Source organism: Roseicitreum antarcticum (assembly GCF_014681765.1).
GTDB lineage: Bacteria > Pseudomonadota > Alphaproteobacteria > Rhodobacterales > Rhodobacteraceae > Roseicitreum > Roseicitreum antarcticum.
In genome coordinates this window covers 2,597,446-2,614,349 of record NZ_CP061498.1, presented here as the reverse complement: position 1 = coordinate 2,614,349, position 16,904 = coordinate 2,597,446, and the positions used below count along the sequence as shown (strand labels likewise).

Annotated in this window: 14 protein-coding genes; 8 read left to right on the top strand and 6 right to left on the bottom strand. The window is 66.7% G+C overall.

Annotated elements, in window-relative coordinates; all coding sequences use genetic code 11:
• Nucleotides 1-23: 23 nt before the first annotated feature.
• Together mnmD and H9529_RS12500 are read left to right on the top strand one after the other, a co-directional pair.
• The gene (gene mnmD / locus H9529_RS12505; protein ID WP_092884732.1) at nucleotides 24-689 is read left to right on the top strand and encodes a tRNA (5-methylaminomethyl-2-thiouridine)(34)-methyltransferase MnmD; all 666 of its coding nucleotides are present in this window, start codon (nucleotides 24-26) and stop codon (nucleotides 687-689) included.
• Nucleotides 686-1,564 (top strand): DMT family transporter, encoded by an 879-nt coding sequence (locus H9529_RS12500; protein WP_092884730.1) that lies wholly within the window; start codon nucleotides 686-688, stop codon nucleotides 1,562-1,564. The genes mnmD and H9529_RS12500 overlap by 4 nt, the downstream gene beginning before the upstream one ends.
• A 111-nt stretch (nucleotides 1,565-1,675) precedes the next feature.
• On the opposite strand, the gene H9529_RS12495 is transcribed toward H9529_RS12500, so the two are convergent.
• From H9529_RS12495 to H9529_RS12475, 5 genes are all read right to left on the bottom strand, one after another.
• Nucleotides 1,676-2,293 (bottom strand): methyltransferase domain-containing protein, encoded by a 618-nt coding sequence (locus H9529_RS12495; protein ID WP_092884728.1) that lies wholly within the window; start codon nucleotides 2,291-2,293, stop codon nucleotides 1,676-1,678.
• Nucleotides 2,293-5,928: an efflux RND transporter permease subunit gene (locus H9529_RS12490; RefSeq protein ID WP_092884726.1), complete on the bottom strand. Its 3,636-nt coding sequence runs from the start codon at nucleotides 5,926-5,928 to the stop codon at nucleotides 2,293-2,295. The genes H9529_RS12495 and H9529_RS12490 overlap by 1 nt, the downstream gene beginning before the upstream one ends.
• Before the next feature lie 3 nt (nucleotides 5,929-5,931).
• The gene (locus H9529_RS21105) at nucleotides 5,932-7,569 is read right to left on the bottom strand and encodes an efflux RND transporter periplasmic adaptor subunit (RefSeq protein ID WP_092884724.1); all 1,638 of its coding nucleotides are present in this window, start codon (nucleotides 7,567-7,569) and stop codon (nucleotides 5,932-5,934) included.
• Between the two features lie 138 nt (nucleotides 7,570-7,707).
• Complete coding sequence (gene moaB, locus H9529_RS12480) at nucleotides 7,708-8,250, bottom strand: molybdenum cofactor biosynthesis protein B (protein WP_092884722.1); 543 nt, start codon at nucleotides 8,248-8,250, stop codon at nucleotides 7,708-7,710.
• Entirely contained in the window at nucleotides 8,247-9,089 is an 843-nt protein-coding gene (locus tag H9529_RS12475) for a uracil-DNA glycosylase (RefSeq protein ID WP_092885362.1), read from the bottom strand. Before H9529_RS12475 ends, moaB begins: the two co-directional genes overlap by 4 nt.
• A 287-nt stretch (nucleotides 9,090-9,376) precedes the next feature.
• On the opposite strand from H9529_RS12475, the gene H9529_RS12470 reads away from it, so the two are divergent.
• The 5 genes from H9529_RS12470 to plsY are packed head-to-tail and all read left to right on the top strand — an operon-like array spanning nucleotide 9,377 to nucleotide 13,140.
• Nucleotides 9,377-10,333 carry an aspartate carbamoyltransferase catalytic subunit gene (locus H9529_RS12470; RefSeq protein ID WP_092884720.1) on the top strand — a complete coding sequence of 319 codons (957 nt, stop codon included), beginning with the start codon at nucleotides 9,377-9,379 and terminating at the stop codon, nucleotides 10,331-10,333.
• Nucleotides 10,326-10,799: a hypothetical protein gene (locus tag H9529_RS12465; protein WP_092884718.1), complete on the top strand. Its 474-nt coding sequence runs from the start codon at nucleotides 10,326-10,328 to the stop codon at nucleotides 10,797-10,799. Before H9529_RS12470 ends, H9529_RS12465 begins: the two co-directional genes overlap by 8 nt.
• A complete protein-coding gene (locus H9529_RS12460) occupies nucleotides 10,799-11,236 on the top strand; it encodes a hypothetical protein (protein ID WP_092884716.1) in 438 nt (145 codons plus the stop codon). The genes H9529_RS12465 and H9529_RS12460 overlap by 1 nt, the downstream gene beginning before the upstream one ends.
• 3 nt (nucleotides 11,237-11,239) lie before the next feature.
• Complete coding sequence (pyrC, locus tag H9529_RS12455) at nucleotides 11,240-12,523, top strand: dihydroorotase (RefSeq protein WP_092884714.1); 1,284 nt, start codon at nucleotides 11,240-11,242, stop codon at nucleotides 12,521-12,523.
• Entirely contained in the window at nucleotides 12,523-13,140 is a 618-nt protein-coding gene (gene plsY, locus H9529_RS12450) for a glycerol-3-phosphate 1-O-acyltransferase PlsY (RefSeq protein ID WP_092885360.1), read from the top strand. The genes pyrC and plsY overlap by 1 nt, the downstream gene beginning before the upstream one ends.
• A gap of 266 nt (nucleotides 13,141-13,406) precedes the next feature.
• On the opposite strand, the gene H9529_RS12445 is transcribed toward plsY, so the two are convergent.
• Nucleotides 13,407-14,876 (bottom strand): MORN repeat-containing protein, encoded by a 1,470-nt coding sequence (locus H9529_RS12445; protein ID WP_223814161.1) that lies wholly within the window; start codon nucleotides 14,874-14,876, stop codon nucleotides 13,407-13,409.
• 297 nt (nucleotides 14,877-15,173) lie between these two features.
• Here H9529_RS12445 and H9529_RS12440 point away from each other — a divergent pair, with 297 nt between their 5' ends.
• Complete coding sequence (locus H9529_RS12440; protein ID WP_092884712.1) at nucleotides 15,174-16,829, top strand: NAD+ synthase; 1,656 nt, start codon at nucleotides 15,174-15,176, stop codon at nucleotides 16,827-16,829.
• Nucleotides 16,830-16,904 lie beyond the last annotated feature (75 nt).

Genomic DNA, 16,904 nt, shown 5'->3' with positions numbered 1-16,904 from the left:
CGCCCCCCACAGGACTCCCCCCGATGACCCCGCAAGCAGAGATCGACTGGCGCGACACCATCATCCCCGTGTCGCGGCGCTTTGACGATCCGTATTTCTCGGTCGCCGACGGTCTGGCCGAAACCCGCCATGTCTTCCTGACCGGCAACGGCCTGCCGCACCGCCTGCGCGACGGGTTTCACATCGCCGAACTGGGCTTTGGCACCGGGCTGAACCTGCTGGCGCTGGCCGAAATCGCTGCGGCCACCCCCGGCACCCTGCATTTCACCAGTTTCGAGGCCTACCCCTTGGCCGCCCCCGACATGGCCCGCGCGCTGGCCGCTTTCCCCGCGCTGGACGCGGGCCCCCTGCTGGCGGCCTGCGCCGACATGCCCGGCGCGCGCCACCACTTCACCTTGCACAACATTCAGGTCACGCTCATCTTCGGCGATGCCCGCGCGACCCTGCCCTTGTGGGAGGGGCGCGCCGACGCGTGGTTCCTCGATGGCTTTTCCCCGGCAAAGAACCCCGAGCTTTGGCAACCGGACCTGATGGACCACGTCGCCCGCCACACCGCACCGCAGGGCAGCTTTGCCACCTATACCGCCGCCGGTTTTGTCCGCGCGGGTCTGGCGCAGGCTGGCTTTACCGTCACACGACAGCCCGGCCACGGGCGCAAACGCCACATGACGACCGGAGTGCTGCCATGATCGCCCAGAACACCCGCGCAGGGATCCTCCTGATGATCGCAACCACCATGGTCTTCGCCATGTCGGACGGCGTGTCGCGCCATCTGGCGGGCGAATACAACGTCTTCATGGTCATCATGATCCGCTATTGGTTCTTCGCGGCATTCGTCATTGTCGTGGCATCGCGGCAGGCGGGCGGCATAAGACGCGCCGCCGCCACGCGCCAACCCCTCGTGCAGGCGTTTCGCGGCTTTTTGCTCGCGATAGAGGTCTGCGTGATGGTCACGGGCTTCGTCATCCTTGGCCTTGTCGAGAGCCATGCGGTCTTTGCGGCCTATCCGCTGCTGATCGCGGCGCTGTCAGGTCCGGTGCTGGGTGAGCGTGTGGGCTGGCGGCGCTGGCTTGCGATCTTCGTAGGCTTCATCGGCGTGCTCATCATCTTGCAACCGGGCGTGCGGGTATTCCAGCCCGCCGCCCTCATCCCGCTGGCGGCGGCCCTCATGTTCGCGCTCTATGGCCTGCTGACGCGCTATGTCGCCCGGCAAGACAGCGCGGCCGTCAGCTTCTTCTGGACCGGCACGGTCGGGGCCGTCACCATGACCTGCGTGGGCCTGTGGTTCTGGGAGCCGATGGCGATCACCGACTGGGGCTGGATGCTGGCGCTCTGCGTCACCTCGGTGCTGTCACACGGGCTGCTGATCAAGGCCTATGAACTGGCCGAGGCCAGCGCCGTGCAACCCTTCGCCTACCTGCAACTCCCCTTCGCCGCCGCCATCGGGCTGACGGTCTTCGGCGAGGTGCTGCAACCCCATGTCGCGCTTGGCACCGCCGTTGTCGTCAGCGCCGGGCTGTTCACCCTGTGGCGCGCGCGCAAGGTGAAGGAAGGGGCGTCTTAGGGCGCGGGGCGCCTCCCTGTGGCAAACGCCCGGTCGACATAGATCTTGTCCCCGGTAGAAGGACACCCAAAGCCCGCAACCGCGCGGCAAAAGCCGGACACGCCCCCCGCTCTAGGCCACATCGAACACAGCCATCTGCGATGCGCCCCCAAACTCTGGATGCCCGCCCGCGATGTCGTGCAGCGCCACGCCATAGCCATTGCGCGCCGCCACGCCCCCCGCCCAGTCGCCAAACTGCCTGCGGTTCCATTCGAACCTGTGGTCAGGGTGGCGGAACCTTGTGGGCGGCACGCCCAGCAGGTGGTTGAATTCCACATTGGGCGTCGTGACGATCACCCGCGCCGGGCGAAATGTTCCGAAAACCGCGCGCTCCAGCAAGGGCAACTGACGCGGCGCAAGGTGTTCGATCACCTCGATCAGTCCCGCACAATCAAAGCCCGCCAGCGGCAAGCCCGCGTCCAGCACCGACCCCTCGCGCAACGCCACCCGCCCGGCCAGATCCGCGCCCTGCCCATCGCGCCAGCGCCGCGCCTGTTCCAAAAGCGCCCCGGACTGGTCCACCCCGGTAATCGCGACCGCGGGGCGCAACGCCGCCAAGGCCCGCAGCATTGCGCCCTCGCCACAGCCCAGATCCAGCACGGCGCGCGGCGCGCAGGCCGCCACATGCGCCATCACCGCCGCGATGCGTTCACCATGCCACCAGCTTGGCGCCGCCTGCCCCTGCCGCATCAGGCCCCGCCCGCGACACGGTCCTGCATCCGGCCCACCGCACGCCGCGCACCCAGCCAGACCGCCAGCGCACCCGCCAGCCATGCCAGCGCCGTCAGCACAATTGCGCCCAGCGCGAAGACCACCAGCGCCGCGCGCGCCGGTGCCATGTCCGGCAGCAGGGGCGAAACGCCTGCCCACACGGGAATCCACACCGCACCCGTCACCATCACATGCCCCAGGGTCGCGGCGAACAGCGCCAGCAGCGCCCCCGCCAGCGCCAAAGGCACCATGCCCGCAACACCCTGCCCCCCGCGCGGCAGCCGCAGCGACCGGCGCACCGACCCCGCCAGCCGCCCAAGGTCATGCCCCACGCCCAGCATCGCGGGCACGACCAGCAGCACCAGCACCATGCCAAAGCCAAGGCCATAAACCAGCGTGATGACCGTGGGCTTCAGGAACTCGGCCTGGCTCGACCCCTCGAACAACAGCGGCGACAGGCCCAGCACAGTCGTCAGCGTGGTCAGCAACACCGGGCGCAGCCGGTCGCAGGCCGCATCGACGATGGACGGCAGCAACCCGCGCTCCTGCGCATATTCATCCACCGTGGTCACCAGCACGATGGAATCGTTGATGATGATCCCCACCATGCCGATCAGCCCGACGATCGAGAACAGCGACAGCGCCATTCCCCAGGCCGCATGCCCATAGATCGCCCCGATCAGCCCAAACGGGATCACCGCCATCACCACCATGGGACGCAGCCAACTGGAAAACACCCATGCCAGCGTCAGATAGATCGCCAGCAGACACAGCATCACGCCATACGCGGCATCCGACAGGAATGCCTGCTCTTGCTCGGCCAGCCCCGACAGCCGGGTTTCCACCCCGAAATCGGCACGCAGCATCGGCAGGATCTCATCTTCCAGCAACAGCAAGATCTCGCGCGCGCGGGCGGGATCATCCTCGGACAGATCGCCCGACACGGTGACGATGCGCAGCCCGTTTTCCCGCCGGATGGTCGAGAACCCCTGACGCTCTTGCACCGTCACGATATCGCCCAGCGGCAGATACTGCCCCGACGCGCTGCGCAGCAGCGTCGTTTCCAGGAAATCGGCGGTCTGCTCGGCCTCGGGCAATTCGACGCGGATCACAGCCTCGCGCAGCCCGTCGGGGAAACTCGCCGCCTCGATCCCCGACAGCCGGTGGCGCAGGTCGCGCGCCAGCGCATCGGTGGAAAAGCCCAGCGCCTGCCCCTGCGGCGTCAGTTCCAGAACCAGTTCCGCCTTGTCATAGGGCAGACTGTCTTCCAGCGCGGTAATCTCGGGGTACGGCGCCAGCGCGGTCTTCAGCGCCTCGGCGGCGGCCTTCAGCGTGTCTGAATTGCTGCCCGACAGATCCACCGACAGGCTGTCGCCCCCCGGCCCCTGCCCCCAACTGCGGAAACTGAACTCTTCCAGCCGGGGATGCGGGCGCACCTCGTCTTGCAAGGCGCTGGTGAACTCGAAAGACGAAAACGACCGGAAATCGGCATCCACCAGATCGATCGAGATCGCACCCAATAAATCCGGCCCCTTGTTTTCCGCCGAGGCCAGCGGCCGCCCCGAATTGCCGCCGATCTCGGCCATCGCGTAAACCACCGGGTTGGTGCCGTCCTCGGCCGCGTAGCGTTCGGCCAGTGCAGCCGTGGCGCGCTGCAACTCGCGCACCATCTCGATGGAATCTTCGCGCGTGGCACCCGGGACCATGGTGAAATTGCCCGTCACCGACCCTTGCTCGGGCGAATTGAAGAACCGGAACGGCACATTCCCGTTAATGATCTGCGCGCCCTGCATCGCCAGCAACGCGACCAGCCCCGCCAGCACCGGATAGCGCATCTGCACAACCAGCCCCATCACGGGCCGGAACGCGCGGTCGCGCACCCATTGAAACCCCCGGTTCACCTGCCGCGACGGCCAGTCGTACCAATGCTCCTTTGCCGCGCCGACCAACGCATGGTGCATATGGTTGGGCAGGATCAGGAAGCATTCGACCAGCGATGCCAGCAGCACGGCGATCACCGTCAGCGGAATATCCGCAATCAACGTGCCGAACCGTCCGCCGATCACCGTCAGCGCGCCAAAGGCGATGACGGTGGTGATCGTCGCCGCCAACACCGGCTGCGCCATGCGGGTGGCGGCGTTTTCCGCCGCCTGCGCGGGGGATTCGTGCAATTCGCGGTAGCGGTAATCGGCGTGTTCCCCCACGACAATCGCATCGTCCACCACGATGCCCAGCGTGATGATCAGCGCAAAAAGCGAGATCATGTTGAAGCTCAGGCCCATCAGGTACATTGCCGCCACGGCGGCCAGCATCGCCACCGGAATGCCCGCCGCCACCCAAAAGGCAGTGCGCGTGTTGAGGAACAGGAACAACAGCACGACCACCAGCCCCAACCCCATCACCGCATTGGTGACAAGGATATTCAGCCGGCCCGAGATCACCTCGGCCCGGGTGCTGGTCAGGTCGATGCTGACGCCTTCGGGCAGCGACAGCACCATCTCATCGGCCACGCGCTGCACGATGTTCTGGATGTCGATGGCGTCGCCGCGTTCTGATCGTTGCACCTCCAGCGTCACCGCAGGGCTGTCACCGACGAAATAGGCGCGGTCGCGGTCCACCGCCCCCGCGCTGACACTTGCCACGTCGCCCACCGTCAGGCTGGACCCATCGGGGTTCGACCTCAGCGCAAGTGCTGCAATATCCGCAACCCCGCGCCGGTCGGTGCCGGTGCGGATGCGCGCGGTGCCGCTGGCCAGATCGCCCGTGGGATCGGCAAAGGTGCCCGCGCCGATAACCTGCGCGATCTCGGCCATGGAGACATCATATTGCACCAGATTGCGCGACGGCACCTCGACCCGAATTTCCGGTGCGGCAACACCCTCGACCGAGGTCCGCGTGACCCCCTCCGCGTAGAGCCGCGCGGTGAATTCATCGGCAAAGAGCGCCAGTTGATCGACCGAAACCGGGCCGGTTATCACCACATTCGTCACCCGCTCGCCCCAGTTCGAGCGTCGGATGCGGGGGTCTTCCGCGCCTTCGGGCAGGGTGCCTGCGGTGTCCATCGCGTCCTGAACATCCGTGGCCGCGCGGCCCATGTCCCAGCCGCTTTCAAACTCCAGCGAGATGGTGGCGCGTCCCTCGCTCGCGCGGGCCGAGGTCTCGGTCACCCCCTCCACCGCGCTCAGCGCCGGGACCAGAACCTGCACGATCCCCGCATCCACATCCCCCGCCCCGGCACCGGGCCAGCTGACCGTGGTGGTGATGCTGTCGACCACCACATCGGGAAAGAACTGCGCCCGCATATTGGGAATCGCCACGATCCCCGCTGCCAGCATCAGCACCAACAGCAGGTTCGCCGCCGTGCGGTGCCGGGTAAAGTACCGAAACACCCCCAACGCACGCACCCGCAAATGCTGCGCCGGGCCAGCGGTGGCGGGGCCGGGGGTGCCAGTAACACCCCCCGCGCCAGTATTCCCCGGCCCAGTATTCCCCGGCCCAGTACCCGCTGCGGTGGCGCTTTCGACTGCCTGGCCGGTGTCAGGCGCGTCGCCTGCCGCCGCACCCTTTGGCACCCCATCTGCCGGATGCTGCGGTGTGTCATTGCCCTGCGTCATGCCTCAGCCCCCCTGCCGGGGCGCGCCGCCGCCGCCCTGTTCCACCCGCTCGATCACCCGCGCGGGCACCTGATCTTGCGACAATTGCGCAAGGATGCGGCTGCGCGCCTGCGCGGGAATGGCCGCATTGCCTTCCACCAGCGCGATCAGCCGCGCGCGATGCGCGGGGTCCAGCGTGACCAGCGACGCGGCAGGGGCAGCAGCCCCCGCGCCATTGCGCGCAGCCCCCGTGGGCCGCGCAGTATCCGACCCCGCCCGATCACCACGCGCTGCCTCCGACCCCTCGGCACCGGCGGTCTCCGCCGTCGCATCCCCCGCAGAAGACCCGGCCGCTTCCAGACCGGCATCAGGCGGCACATCGCCGCCCGCCCCGTCTTGCCGCAGCACCCGCACGGCGATCCCCGCGCCCAGCATCGGGCCGCGTTCTGTCACCACATCGCGGCCCGCAAGGTTTCCGACCCGCACGATCACCGCGTCACCCTGACGGCGCAGTACGTCGACCGTCGCCGCCTCCAGCCGGTCTTCAGCCGTCACCACCAGCACCTCGTCGCCCGCACCCAGCGCTGTGGCAGGCAGCATCGCCACGCCCTCCAGCGCCGGTTCATGCACCGCGACGCGCACGAAATCGCCCGGCCGGAACCCCCGCGCGGCATCCATCCGCGCATAGATCAGCCGCCCCGACTGCCCCTCGCCCACGCTGGCGCTGACCCGGTCCAGCACGCCACCGCTGACGATCTGCGTGCCCGACACATCCAGCGACACATCCACCGCAAGGGGCAGCAATGCCCCTTCCGTATCCAGCAACCGCAGATATTGCGCGGTCGAGACTCTGAACGCGATTTCCAGATCATCGGGGTCGATCAACTGGCCGATCTGCTCATTCCCGCCGACAAGACCGCCCGCGCTGACCGCAACATCGGCCAGCGTGCCGTCGAACCCGGCGCGCAGCACGGTATCGGCCAGCCGCCGCTCGGCCTCGTCCAGAGAGATGCGTTGCCGCGTCAGCGCGGTTTCCGCCTGCGCCACGCGGGCCACCGCCTGCGCCTCGGCCTGACGGCGCGCCACCAGCGACTGCCGGGCGGACGATGCCGCAAGCTCTGCCTCTTCGGTCGCGGCATCGGTGCTGACCCCGCGCGCAGCCAGATCCTGCCTGCGCACCAGCGCGCGCTCACGCAGGGCCGCCTGATCGCGGGCCGCCGCCACATCTTCACGCGCCAGTTCGCGCGCCGCCACCGCATCGCGCAATTCGGCTTCCGCCCGCGCCAGATCGGACGCGGTCAGATCCCGCGCCGCCGTCGCATCCGCCGGGTCCAGCCGCACCAGCACCTGCCCCGCCGCAACCTGCGCGCCGTCCTCGAACCCCGGCGCCAGATATTCCACCCGGCCGGCAACGGCGACGCGCAGATCCAGCGCGCGCCGCGCCCGCACCTCACCAAAGGTGACCAGTTCGGGCGCGATCGCCCCCGGCGTCAGCGTCGCCACCGGCACGGTAAACACCCGCTCGCGCGCCGTGCGCGGCCGGTCGCCCGCCTGCGCGCGCTCCTCTGCCGCCTGCATGACGGTATAGCCCGCATAGGCCAGCAACCCCAGGCTCAGCGCCATGAACAACAGGCCCAGCAGGCTGCGCGTCAGAAATCTCATATGGGTCTCACCTCTGGCCGCATCTGGGCCTGACAACGGGATGCGCCGTCATGGCGCGGTAAGGGGCAGGATACGGGGCACGCGATACGGAGGGCCGCGCCCCGCGCAAGATCATCCCCCCTTATACGCAGCGCGCCGTCACTTCCGTCGCAGATGTTCGTCCAGCCGTGGAAAAATCTCGACAAAATTGCAGGGCCGGTGCCGGATGTCGAATTGGAGCGCCAGAATCTCATCCCACGCATCCTTGCACGCCCCGGGCGAGCCCGGAAGCGCGAACAGATAGGTCCCGCCTGCCACACCCGCACAAGCGCGTGACTGCACCGCCGATGTGCCGATCTTGCGCATCGAGACGATGGTGAACACGGTCCCGAATGCCTCGATCTCTTTCTCATAGACATCGCGATGCGCCTCCACGGTCACATCGCGGCCCGTCAGCCCGGTGCCGCCGGTGGTCAACACCGCGTCAATGCCCGGGTCGGCGCACCAGTCGCGCAAGCGCGCGGCAATCACCGCCCGGTCGTCGCGCACAATCGCGCGCTCGGCCAGCAGATGCCCCGCGCCCGCGATCCGGTCGGCCAGAATGTCGCCCGACCGGTCATCGGCCATGGTGCGCGTGTCCGACACCGTCAACACGGCAAAGCGCACCGGCACAAACGGCAGGACGGCATCAATCCCGCTCATGCGCCGCCCTCGCGCCGCCGCGCCTGCAACGACAACAGATCGGCCCATGCCGCGCGCTTGGCACTGGGGTCGCGCAACAGGTCGGCGGGGGCCAGCATCGGCAACACCGGGCGGCCAAACGCCTGCCCCCATTTTCCGCGCAGCCGGAAGATGCCGCCGCCACCCAGCACCGCCTGACACGGCAGGTTGCCCATCAGCACCACCATATCGGGCGCGATCAGATCGACATGACGCGCCACGAAGGGCAGCATCATTTCCAACTCGCGTGCATCAGCCTCGCGCGTGTGCGGCACGCGCCAGGGCAATATCGGCGCCAGGTAGACCGCGCAGCCGGGGTCGGCGTGGTCGCGCGCCATGCCAATGGCAGAAAGCATCCGGTCCAGCAGCGCGCCGGGTTCGCCCACGAAGGGCATGCCCTGCATATCCTCATCCCGGTCGGGCGCATCGCCCAGGATCATGACGCGCGCGCGCGGGTCGCCCGCGCCAAAGACCAGATTGCGCGCGCCCCGCTTCAACTCGCACAGATCAAACGCCGCCATCGCCGCGCGCAGCCCGTCCAGATCGGTCGCCTGCGCCGCCATCTCGGCGGCCACGCGCACCGGGTCGGGGCCAACAGGGGCCACCGGCGCGGTGGTCTGCGCCATCGCGCGGTCTGGCTTGGCGGTGGAAGGGGCGGCGGGAGGGGCAGCGGTGCCCGTCGCTGCGGCCATGTCAAAATCCATCTTTTCGGGCAGCGCGTAGCGGTCCACCGGCGCATCGCAAATCGCCTCGGTCACGCCGAGTTCGATCTGCCATTCCAGCAGCGCCCTTGCCCCGTACCAGTCCAGATGATCCAACATGCCCCCTTGGTATTCCGCCGCCATGCCCGCGTAAAGCGCCGTTGTGACAGCGCCGTTATGACGCGGGCGCGCGCGGTGTTGCGCAACAGGTTAACGCCCGCCCCGCCCGGCGCGCGTATGTATCAAAGCCATACGCTTTCCATATTGTTTCCAGACGCGGGCCCCTGCGCCCCGGGATGGCGATTCTTACCGCACCGCGCGGCGCGGCGGCGGCGGCTGCGAAAACCGGGTTCCCCATGGCGGCTTTGCACAGTATACAGCCCACACTCCTAGCCCGCAGGTCGCCCATGACATTCAACGCCGCGCATCTTCTGGGGATAGAACACCTCCATCCCCTTGAAATCACTACGATTCTGGATCTCGCCGATACCTATGTCGCGCTGAACCGGTCCAGCGCGAAACATTCCGACGTGCTGCGCGGCATGACGCAGATCAACATGTTCTTTGAGAATTCGACCCGCACTCAGGCCAGTTTTGAACTGGCAGGCAAGCGTCTGGGCGCCGATGTGATGAATATGTCCATGGCGTCGAGTTCGGTTAAGAAAGGCGAAACGCTGATTGATACAGCGTTAACGCTGAACGCGATGCACCCCGACCTTCTGGTGGTGCGCCACGGGTCATCGGGGGCCGTGGATCTGCTGGCGCAAAAGGTGAATTGCGCGGTGCTGAACGCGGGCGACGGACGGCACGAACACCCCACGCAGGCACTGCTGGACGCCCTGACGATCCGGCGCGCCAAGGGGCGGCTGCACCGGCTGACCGTGGCAATCTGCGGCGATATCGCCCATAGCCGGGTGGCGCGATCCAACCTGATTTTGCTGGGAAAAATGGAAAACCGCGTCCGCCTGATCGGCCCGCCAACCCTGATGCCCGCCGGCGTGGCCGAGTTCGGGTGCGAGGTCTTCGACAACATGCGCGCGGGCCTTGAGGGCGCCGACGTGGTGATGATGCTGCGCCTGCAAAAAGAGCGGATGGACGGCGGTTTCATCCCCTCCGAGCGCGAGTATTTCCACCGCTACGGCCTCGATTCGGAAAAGCTCGCCTATGCAAAGGATGACGCCATCGTGATGCACCCCGGCCCGATGAACCGCGGCGTCGAAATCGACGGCGCCATCGCCGACGACATCAACCGAAGCGTCATTCAGGAACAGGTGGAAATGGGCGTCGCAGTGCGCATGGCCGCCATGGACCTCCTGGCCCGCAACCTGCGCGCACGGCGACTGGAAGAGGCGGCAAATGTCTGAAAACATTGAACTACGCGCAACAGGTGACACAGTTTTCACCGCCGAACCCGGCGAAAAAGCACTGCGCGACATCCGGTCAGACCGCACGACATACTGGCGCGATCACGGGATAATGGCGGTTCTGGGCATGTTCGGCGCAGGCGTCGTCCTGACGCTGATTGGCAGCCCCTATGCCGCCATCGGCGCGCTTGGCGCGGTGCTGGCGCTGGCGGTGCGCGGGGCGTATCTCTATTCGGAACAGATGAAATTTCAATGGGTTGTGACCAACATGCGGCTGATCGGCCCCGGGGGTCGCGCGATCATGCTGCTGGAATTGGAGAATGTGCGCCGCCTGTTCGGTGACATTCAGGTTATCACGAAATCCGGCGACAAATATCTGATAAAACACGTTAAAAACCCCGCCGATGCCATCGCCGACATCCTGAGCGCCCGCGACAAACGCGCCAAACGCCGGGGCGGCGCCTGATGCCCCCCCGCGCAACCGCCCCCCGGGCTGAGCGCCCCATCGCCCGCATCCGCCCCGATGCCGCCGTGATGTGGCCGTTGCTGGCGCTCTACACCACCCTTGGGTTGATGGCGGCTAACCTGACCGATCTGTTGTTCCTTGGCGGGCGTGTCAGCGGCGGAATCAACACTTTCAGCCTGATGATCGGCGCGGCCTCGCTTCTCTTGCCAATGGTCTGGCAAGGGGTCGGCTCGTTGCGCGATGTCTGGCTGCTGACCGACCGCGCGATCTATCACAACGGGCGGCCAATGATCGCGCTGACCGATATCACTGCCATCCGCGTCTGGCACACGCACATCAGCCTGCGCACCGGGCAGACGCCGATGCATCTGAATTACCTCAACAATCCCGCCGCCGTGGCGCGTGAGATCCGCGCGACGCTGGCCGGCGAAAGGTGACGCATGACGACGCTCTATTTCCACAATGCCCGCCTGATCGACCCTGAGGGGCTGACCGACCGCCCCGGCACGCTGATCGTCGATGCGGGCCGGATCGCCGCATTGGACGCGCCCAGCCCGCCGAAGGGTGCGCAGGTCATTGATTGCGCGGGCAAATGCCTGGCCCCGGGCATCGTCGATCTTGGCGTGCAGATCGGCGAACCCGGCGCGCGGCACAAGGAAAGCTTCCGTTCGGCCGGGCGGGCAGCAGCTGCGGGCGGGGTAACCACCCTCATCACCCGCCCTGACACCACGCCGCCCATCGATTCGCCCGAGGCGCTGGAATTCGTCAACCGCCGCGCCGACAGCGACGCGCCGGTGAACATCCACCACATGGCTACCCTGACCCGCAACCGCGCCGGGCGCGAGATGTCCGAGATCGGTTTCCTGCTGGATGCGGGCGCCGTGGCCTTCACCGATGGCGATCATGTGGTGACCGACACCCGCGTGCTCGCGCGCTGCATGACCTATGCGCGCAGCCTTGGCGCGCTGATCGTCGGTCACCCGCAGGACCCCGGGTTGTCGCGCGGCGCGGTGGTGACCAGCGGCAAGTTCGCGTCATTGCGCGGCCTGCCCGGCGTGTCACCGATGGCCGAGCGGATGGGCTTTGACCGCGACATGGCGCTGGTCGAGATGACGGGCGCGCGCTACCACGCCGACCAGATCACCTGCGCGCGCAGCCTGCCTGCGCTGGAACGCGCCAAGGCCAACGGGCTGGATGTGACGGCGGGCGTGTCGGTGCATCATCTGACGCTCAACGATCTGGACGTGGGCAGCTACCGCAGCTTCTTCAAGCTCACCCCGCCGTTGCGCCCCGAAGATGACCGCATGGCGATGGTCGAGGCCGTGGCCAGCGGCCTGATCGACATCATCTGCTCGATGCACACCCCGCAGGACGAGGAGTCCAAACGCCTGCCGTTCGAGGATGCCGCCACAGGTGCCGTGGGGCTGGAAACCCTGCTCGCCGCATCGCTGCGCCTGTACCACGCGGGCGCGCTGGACCTGCCGCACCTGTTTCGCGCGCTGTCACTGAACCCAGCGCGGCGGCTGGGGCTGGAGGGCGGGCAAATGGCCGTGGGCGCGCCTGCCGATCTGGTGCTCTTTGATCCCGACGCGCCCTTCGTTCTGGACCGTTTCACGCTGCGCTCAAAGTCGAAGAACACCCCCTTTGACGGCGCCCGGCTGGAGGGTAAGGTGCTGGCCACCTATGTCGCGGGTCACCGCGTCTTTGCAGCGGGGGATGCATGATGCCGGAACTCTTGTCGCCCCTGTGGCTGCTGGGCCTGATCGGGCTGGCCAGCTACGTCTTGGGGTCGGTCCCCTTCGGGCTGGTGGTCGCGCGCGCGATGGGTCTGGGCGACGTGCGCCAGATCGGGTCGGGCAATATCGGCGCGACCAATGTGATGCGCACCGGCAACAAGCTGGCCGGCGCACTGACGCTGCTGCTGGACGGGGGCAAGGGTGCGGTGGCCGTGCTGATCGCACGGGTTCTGGCGGGCGAGGATGCCGCACAGGCCGCCGCCCTTGCTGCGTTCCTTGGGCATCTGTTCCCGGTATTTCTGGGCTTTCGCGGCGGCAAGGGGGTGGCCACCTATCTGGGCGTGTTGCTGGCATTGGCGTGGCCCGTGGGGCTGGCCACCTGTGCGACATGGCTGGTGGCGTTCAAGCTGGGCCGCTATTCATCACTGTCCGCGCTGATTGCGATCGGGCTGTCGCCGATCTATGCAGGCGTCATCGGCTATCTGCCCGTGCTGGCCGTGCTGCTGGTGATGGCGGTGCTGGTCTTCATCCGCCACAAGGACAACATCCGCCGCCTGATCGCCGGGACCGAACCCCGCAGCGCGCGCAAGGGGCCGAAGCAATAGAGCGACGGCGTTTCGCAGCACGGATTAACCCATTGTTAACAAAGCATGTTTCGCATGCGAAACACTTTGGCGCTATGTCCTTGAAAGCACTGGGTTATCAGGGGCCAGGGGCTGGAAATTTCGCGGCACCACGCGGGCCGGGCTGCGTGCGAAACATATTAACCCATTGTTAACATTAGCTGTTTCGCACGCGAAACCCGCAAGCACCAAGCCGTTGGAAACGCACCCATAAAGCGCAATGAGGGCTGGAAAACCGCGTGGTCCGGTTACTGCACGCCCGGAACCTGCGGCTTCAGGATGCCGCCTTCCCAATCGCCTGAGACGGTTTCGCCGCTGGCATAGCGCAGCACACCCTCGCCCTGCCGCTGGCCGTTGACAAAATCGCCCTCGTACACATCGCCAGTGACATAGGTGGCGATCCCGCGGCCTTCGATCTGACCGTTGATCCAGGTGCCGCTGTAAACGAAGCCATCGGCCATCTCGATCCGGCCTTGCCCCTGACGCTCGCCCTCGGCGAAGGTGCCGCGGTAAACGGTACCGTCTGGATAGGTCATCTCACCCTCGCCGTGCAGGGTACCGCGTTGCCAGTCGCCGCTATAGCGACGGCCATCGGGGAAGGCCATGGTGCCTTCGCCATGGCTGAGGCCACTTTGAAAGCCGCCCTCGTAGACCAACCCGTTGCCATAATCGGCGCGGCCCTGCCCTTCAATCCGGCCCTCCAGCCATTCGCCTTCGTAGCTGTTGCTATCGGCATAGGTCATCGTGCCCTGCCCGTCCGGCAGCCCGGCGCGGAACGACCCTTCATAGACCGAGCCATCGGGGTGGCTGGCGCGGCCCTGCCCTTCGATCTGGCCGTTCTGCCAGCTGCCTTCGTAGCGGTAGCCATCAGGCGTGGTCAGCACGCCGAAGCCGTTGCGGGCGTCACTATCGAACCCGCCTTCAAAGATGCTGCCATCGGCATGGGTGACGGTGCCGGTGCCATGACGCAGGCCCGCAGCAAACTCACCCTCATAGACATCACCATTCGGCTGGGTCAGGATGCCGGTGCCGTGCAGCTCGCCATCCTGCCAGGCGCCTTCATAGACCATGCCATCCGCGCCCTCCAGCCGGCCCTGGCCGTGGCGCTGATCGGCCAGCAACTGGCCCGTATATACCGCGCCGTCGGGATAGGTGATCGTGCCCTCGCCCGCGCGCGCGCCCTCGACCCAGCCGCCGTCATAGCGGTAGCCATCGGGGCGCTCCATGATGCCCTGCCCGTCGGGCTGACCATCGACCAGCGCGCCGGTATAGACCACACCATCGGCATAGCGCCGCGTCCCCTGGCCTTCGATCCGGCCCTCGACCCACGCACCCGCATAGCTGGTGCCATCGCCAAAGATGATCTCACCCTCTCCATGCGGGCGGCCATTCTGGAATCCGCCTTCATAAACCGAGCCATTGGGATAGCGCGCCACGCCCTGTCCGGTCATCGCGCCATCGACCCATTCGCCGGTGTATTCAAAGCCGTTGGTCAGGCGGTAGGTGCCCTGCCCGTGCTGCACACCGTTGCGAAACTGGCCGTCATAGACGCTGCCGTCGTCATATTGCCGCGTCATCGTCCCGTCGAGCGATTGCGCCGCAGCCATGCCCGCGCCCAGCACGACCGCGCCGACCAGAAACCCGCGCGCAACGCATTGGGCAGCCATTGTGCTGCGCATCAGACCTGTCGCAAGAAACTTCTGTGACCATTGCGCCATGCCAAACCCTCTGTCTCTGTCATATCCGTGGCCCGCCGGGCTGTGCCGCGCGGCGGGGCGGACCCTTTATTGAGTCTGCACAAACCCTAGTAGAGGGTCCCCACGCTGGCAAGCATTTCGGCACCGCCACACCTGCCTGTGACCGGGGATGAGCGGGAGAGCACCGGGGCGGGCATCCGCGCTGCGGACAGGGGGCGCCCGCCGCGAAACCCGCAGCAAAGCGGCCTTGGTGCCTTTCACTCAGGTAGCAACCTGCTATGACAGACCTAAACGCCCCAACCCTGCGCCGAGGAACCCATGCCCCGCTTTCGCCTGACCCTTGCCCAGTTGAACCCCACCGTGGGCGCGTTGCAGCATAATGCCGACATGGCCCGCGCTGCCTGGGAAACCGCCCGCGCCGCCGGGGCCGACATGCTGGCCCTGCCCGAGATGTTCCTGACCGGCTATCAGACGCAGGATCTGGTGCGCAAACCCGCCTTCGCCGCTGCCTGCCGCGCTGTGCTGGAAGAATTGGCGCGCGATTGCGCCGATGGTCCGGCCATGGGCATCGGAGCACCCTGGTGGCAGGACGGGCGGCTGTTCAACGCATGGCTGATCTTGCAAAACGGCCAGATCGCCACAGTGATCCGCAAGCATCACCTGCCCAATGACGGGGTCTTTGACGAACATCGCCTCTATACCTCCAGCGACATCTGCGGCCCCTACCGTATCGGCCCGCTGCGCATCGGCACCCCGATCTGCGAAGACGCCTGGCATGAGGACGTGGCCGAGGCGCAGGTGGAATCGGGCGCGGAAATCCTGCTGGTGCCAAATGGCTCACCCTATACCAACGGCCGGTTTGATACCCGCATGGGGCTGATGGTGGCGCGGGTCGTTGAAACGGGCGTGCCGCTGGTCTACCTCAACTTGCTTGGCGGGCAGGATGATCAGGTGTTCGACGGTGCCAGTTTCGCGCTGAACCCCGGTGGCAAGCTGGCGCTGCAACTCCCCGCCTTCACCGATTCCGTGACACATCTGGATTTCGAGCAGGGCGCCGAGGGCTGGCGCGCCATCCCCGGACCGCTGGCCAGTTTGCCCGACGCGCTGGAACAGGATTACCACGCCATGGTCATGGGCACGCGGGATTACCTGACGAAATCCGGCTTCAACCGCGTGGTACTGGGCCTGTCAGGCGGGATCGACAGCGCGATTGTCGCCACCATCGCCGCCGATGCCTTTGGGCCAGAGAATGTGCATTGCGTGATGCTGCCGTCGGAATATACTGCGCAATCGTCGCTCGATGATGCCGCCGAGGTCGCGCAGCGCCTGGGCACAAAGCTGGACACCGTGCCGATCGAAGCCCCCCGCGCCGCGATGACGGACGCATTGGCGCCGCTGTTTGCCGGCCTTGCCCCCGATGTGACCGAAGAAAACATCCAGTCGCGCCTGCGCGGTACGATCTTGATGGCAATCGCCAACAAGACCGGCGCGATGCTGCTGACGACCGGCAATAAATCCGAGGTCGCAGTGGGGTATTGCACCATTTATGGCGATATGAACGGCGGCTATAACCCCATCAAGGATATGTATAAAACCCGGGTCTTCGATACCTGCCGCTGGCGCAACGAGCACCACCGCGACTGGATGCGCGGGCCGGATGGCGTGGTGATTCCGCCGCGCGTGATCGACAAGCCCCCCAGCGCCGAGCTGCGCGCCGACCAGCGCGACGATGACAGCCTGCCGCCCTATCCGGTGCTGGACGCGATTCTGACCGGGCTGGTGGATAATGACGAAAGCGTGGACGATCTGGTCGCCCGGGGCTTTGAGCGTGCGACGGTGAAAAAGATCGAACATCTGCTGTACATCTCGGAGTGGAAAAGGTTCCAGTCCGCCCCCGGCACCCGGCTGACACAACGCGCCTTCTGGCTGGACCGCCGCTACCCGATGGTAAACCGCTGGCGCGATGGCGCCTGAAAGCAGCCCTGCCGCAAAACCGATCCGGTCGAATGCCACGCGCGGGCGGCCGGGTTGCAGCCGGGTTGTTGCCCC